The sequence below is a fragment of the Yersinia sp. 2542 StPb PI genome, assembly GCF_048593855.1.
Taxonomy (GTDB): domain Bacteria; phylum Pseudomonadota; class Gammaproteobacteria; order Enterobacterales; family Enterobacteriaceae; genus Yersinia; species Yersinia enterocolitica_E.
The window spans coordinates 1-4,129 of the sequence record NZ_JAZGQA010000275.1 but is presented as its reverse complement, the minus strand read 5'-3'; the positions used below and the strand labels follow the sequence as shown (position 1 = coordinate 4,129).

Sequence of the window (4,129 nt, the reverse complement as noted above, 5' to 3'; positions counted from 1 at the left end):
GTAATATTTAAATAATACTATGAATATAATAGCTAATTACCATTTATGCTGGTGAGGATAGTCCCTCTTCGATTACAAATGGTTTGCTTAGCTCGGCGTGCGTCATTACGGGGAGTTGCTACTCATGTCAAAGAATTATGCCGCAGTATCTGCATCGATAGTCGATGCCATTGGTGGGGCGAATAACATCGCAGCGGTGACCCACTGTATGACGCGTTTACGCTTTGTGCTTAACGATGATAATGCGGTTGATCTGGCGAAGTTGAAGTCCATCACCGGTGTGCTGGGTGTGGTGCGCAATGAAAACCAGTGTCAGGTCATTATTGGTAACAACGTTTCATATGCCTATGCTGAAGTGCTAAAACTGCTGCCGGAAGGCCTGGTAGCTGAAAATACGCTGCCGCAAAAAAATAAAATAACCTTGAAACGCATCGGCGCGGGGATCCTTGATGCGCTGATTGGCACCATGTCACCTCTGATTCCTGCCATTATCGGTGGTTCAATGGTCAAACTGTTGGCCATGATTCTGGATATGACCGGTGTTTTTGGCAAAGGCTCATCGACACTGATTATTCTCAATGTCATTGGTGACGGAGCGTTCTTCTTCCTTCCGGTTATGGTTGCTGCTTCTGCCGCACTCAAATTTAAAACCAATATGTCGCTGGCTATCGCCATTGCCGGGGTGTTGGTTCATCCCGCCTTTATTGATTTAATGGCTAAAGCTGCACAAGGTCAACAAGTTGAGTTTATGGGCGTTTCGGTCACGGCGGTGAAGTATACCTATACCGTTATTCCGGCATTATGTATGACCTGGCTGCTGTCTTATATTGAAAGATGGGTGGATCGCATTACACCGGCGGTGACCAAAAACTTCCTTAAACCAATGTTAATTGTGCTGATTTCCGCGCCTATTGCCATCATGTTTATTGGCCCTCTGGGAGTTTGGATCGGTAGCGGTATTTCTTCGTTAGTGTACACCGTTCATGACTATCTGGGCTGGCTCTCGGTAGCGATTATGGGGGCACTCTGGCCTTTATTGGTTATGACCGGCATGCACCGTGTCTTTACCCCAACCATTATTCAGACCATTGCGGAGACCGGCAAAGAGGGCATGGTTATGCCATCAGAGATTGGCGCTAATCTTTCACTGGGTGGCTCATCGTTGGCTGTCGCATGGCGAACCAAAAACCCGGAATTGCGCCAAACGGTGCTGGCTGCGGCCGCATCAGCGATTGTCGCAGGTATCTCTGAACCGGCACTTTATGGGGTGGCATTGCGCCTTAAACGCCCGCTGATCGCCAGTCTTATTAGTGGTTTTATTTGTGGTGCAGTCGCCGGAATCGGTGGGCTGGCAAGTCATTCGATGGCGTCCCCTGGATTATTTACCAGTGTCCAGTTCTTCGATCCGGCCAATCCAATGAGTATTGTATGGGTGTTTGGTGTGATGATTCTGGCCATCGTGATTTCGTTTATTACCACGCTGTTGCTGGGTTTTGAAGATATCCCGGTTGAAAATAGCGAAAGCGATACCGCCCATTCTGCTGTGGCGCCAAGCGCAGTAAAAATTAACTAAATACGAGGTATGTAATGCCAGTATCAACATTTCCCGACGGTTTCTTATGGGGCGGCGCATTAGCCGCAAACCAGGCCGAAGGTGCTTGCTTTGAAGGTGGAAAAGGGCTGACGACGGTTGATATGATCCCTCATGGACCACACCGTTTGGCAGTAAAGCTGGGGCAGGAGAAGCGTTTTACCCTAAGAGATGATGAGTTTTATCCCAGTCATCAAGCGATCGATTTCTATCATCGTTATAAAGATGATATCGCGTTAATGGCTGAAATGGGGTTCACCGTATTTCGTACCTCAATCGCATGGAGTCGGATTTTCCCTAACGGTGATGAGTTAACCCCGAATGAGCAGGGCATCGCATTTTACCGTGACCTTTTTGCCGAGTGTAAAAAGTACAATATTGAGCCGCTGGTGACGCTGTGCCACTTTGATGTTCCCATGCATCTGGTCACAGAATACGGCTCGTGGCGTAACCGGAAGATGGTTGATTTCTTCGCCCGTTATGCGCGCACATGTTTTACGGCGTTTGATGGATTAGTTAAATACTGGCTCACGTTTAACGAGATTAATATCCTATTGCATAGTCCGTTCTCTGGTGCCGGGCTGGTGTTTGAGCAACAGGAAAATCAGGAGCAAGTAAAGTATCAGGCGGCTCATCATGAGTTGCTTGCCAGTGCCTTGGCGACAAAAATTGCCCATGAGGTTAATCCGAATAATCAGGTGGGGTGTATGCTGGCGGGGGGGAACTTTTATCCGCGCACGTGTAAACCCGAGGATGTGTGGGCCGCGCTGGAGAAAGACCGTGAAAATCTGTTTTTCATTGATGTACAGGCCCGAGGTGCTTATCCGGCTTATACCAAACGGCTTTTCAGGGATAAAGGGATTTCAATTGTTACTGAAACGGGTGACGACGAGATACTCAAGCATACAGTGGATTTTGTCTCCTTTAGTTATTATGCCTCCCGCTGTGCGTCGGCCGATATGAACGACCATAACAGCAGTGCGGCGAATATCGTAAAATCGCTGAAAAATCCTCACATTGAGGCCAGTGAATGGGGGTGGGGTATTGATCCTTTAGGTTTACGCATCACCATGAATATGATGTACGACCGCTATCAGAAACCGCTATTTTTGGTTGAGAATGGGTTAGGTGCCAAGGATGAAATTAACCCGCAAGGCGAGATTGAAGATGATTATCGCATCAGTTATTTGCGCGAGCATATCAAAGCTATGGGGGAGGCCATTGCTGATGGCATTCCGGTAATGGGTTATACCTCATGGGGTTGTATTGATCTGGTTTCTGCTTCTACCGGTGAAATGAGCAAGCGCTATGGTTTTGTTTATGTTGACCGTGATGATCAGGGCAAGGGTTCTTTAGCCCGTAAGAGAAAGAAATCCTTTTATTGGTACAAAAAAGTTATTGCCAGTAACGGTGCCGATTTGGATTAAGTCATCTGCCGGGATATCGTCTATAGCCGATATCCCCAGTGGATAAATATAGTCGGGAGCGGGTCCATTTTCTCCTTATGACGTATTACCCGGCACTATCATTACTATCGTGCGGGCCTTTCTTCAGATGAATCATGAAATCGGTAAATGCGGTGCGCAGCGGCGCAAACAGTGGGTGTTTACGGTTCTCCAGCATCGTTTCTGAAAACAGTTTCAGCCCGAGAGCAAATGCTGCGGTTTTCTCTTTGCCGAAGTCTATATCTTCTCGCATTTGTAACCGTTCGATGATGCCGAGGATCTCGTCATGATTCTCGGCTTCGAACGTTAGCGGGGCTTTCTCAATAGCGTCACCTTTGCGGTCGGTCAGCGGCTCAATGGTGATGCGATAACGATATCCCGGCATCAGCTTTTCTCCTGATCTTTTTCATCAGTTGTAGCCGAAGGCGGTGCTAACTCTTGTTCAATCACTTCTACCGCCGCCAGTAGTGCCGCGTTAATGCGCACGACTTGCTCTGGTGCGACATCAGAACGCATCATACTGCTACGTAGAATGTGGCGTAAGCGATGCATAGCATCAGCAATACCTTCTGCCAGATTCCCTTCTGGCCGGCGATTTACCTGTGCCAAGCGGGAGAAAATCACATCCACCATCTGTTGATTTTGTTGTAATTCAACTTTACCGGCATCAGTGATTTGGTAGCTTTTACGGCCATTACCGGTTGCCACTGGCGTGACAAAATCTTGCTCTTCTAGCAGGGTTAGCGTTGGGTAGATAACCCCAGGGCTTGGAACATAGAGCCCGGAGGACGCCTCTTCAATTGCCTTAATCAGCTCGTAACCGTGGCTCGGTTTTTTATCAACCAGCGCCAAGAGGACGATGCGCAAATCCCCATGTTCGAACAAGCGATGCATTTTATCACCGCGACCACGCCTGCCGCCCCTTACTGCTTCAGCGCCTTCAGCGGTTATATGATGACGACCTCCGCGATGCATCCTGTCGCCACAGTGGCGCTGCCCTTCATGGTGTTCGCCGCCCTGATGATGACCACGTTTTGAAAAACCAAACATAATGTCTCTCCTTTAGATATATCTAAACAATTTAGATATATCT

General features: G+C 48.1%; 4 protein-coding genes. 2 read left to right on the top strand and 2 right to left on the bottom strand.

The annotated features are described in order from the left end of the window. Positions 1-124 precede the first annotated feature (124 nt). Positions 125-1,573, top strand: coding sequence for a PTS cellobiose/arbutin/salicin transporter subunit IIBC (gene ascF, locus V1952_RS20400; protein WP_420075425.1), 1,449 nt, complete (start codon positions 125-127; stop codon positions 1,571-1,573). A 14-nt stretch (positions 1,574-1,587) separates the two neighbouring features. Continuing rightward, positions 1,588-3,018: a 6-phospho-beta-glucosidase gene (locus V1952_RS20395; RefSeq protein WP_420075424.1), complete on the top strand. Its 1,431-nt coding sequence runs from the start codon at positions 1,588-1,590 to the stop codon at positions 3,016-3,018. 85 nt (positions 3,019-3,103) lie between these two features. Here V1952_RS20395 and V1952_RS20390 read toward each other — a convergent pair whose 3' ends face one another. Together V1952_RS20390 and V1952_RS20385 are read right to left on the bottom strand one after the other, a co-directional pair. Further along, entirely contained in the window at positions 3,104-3,421 is a 318-nt protein-coding gene (locus V1952_RS20390; protein ID WP_372559531.1) for a DUF3861 domain-containing protein, read from the bottom strand. After that, positions 3,421-4,086, bottom strand: coding sequence for a PadR family transcriptional regulator (locus V1952_RS20385; protein WP_420075423.1), 666 nt, complete (start codon positions 4,084-4,086; stop codon positions 3,421-3,423). The genes V1952_RS20390 and V1952_RS20385 overlap by 1 nt, the downstream gene beginning before the upstream one ends. Positions 4,087-4,129: the final 43 nt, after the last annotated feature.

Excerpts from the sequence above, each read along its gene's own strand:
- ascF (WP_420075425.1), top strand. The coding sequence starts at position 125 with ATGTCAAAGAATTATGCCGCAGTATCTGCATCGATAGTCGATGCCATT.
- V1952_RS20395 (WP_420075424.1), top strand. The coding sequence starts at position 1,588 with ATGCCAGTATCAACATTTCCCGACGGTTTCTTATGGGGCGGCGCATTA.
- V1952_RS20390 (WP_372559531.1), bottom strand. The coding sequence starts at position 3,421 with ATGCCGGGATATCGTTATCGCATCACCATTGAGCCGCTGACCGACCGC.
- V1952_RS20385 (WP_420075423.1), bottom strand. The coding sequence starts at position 4,086 with ATGTTTGGTTTTTCAAAACGTGGTCATCATCAGGGCGGCGAACACCAT.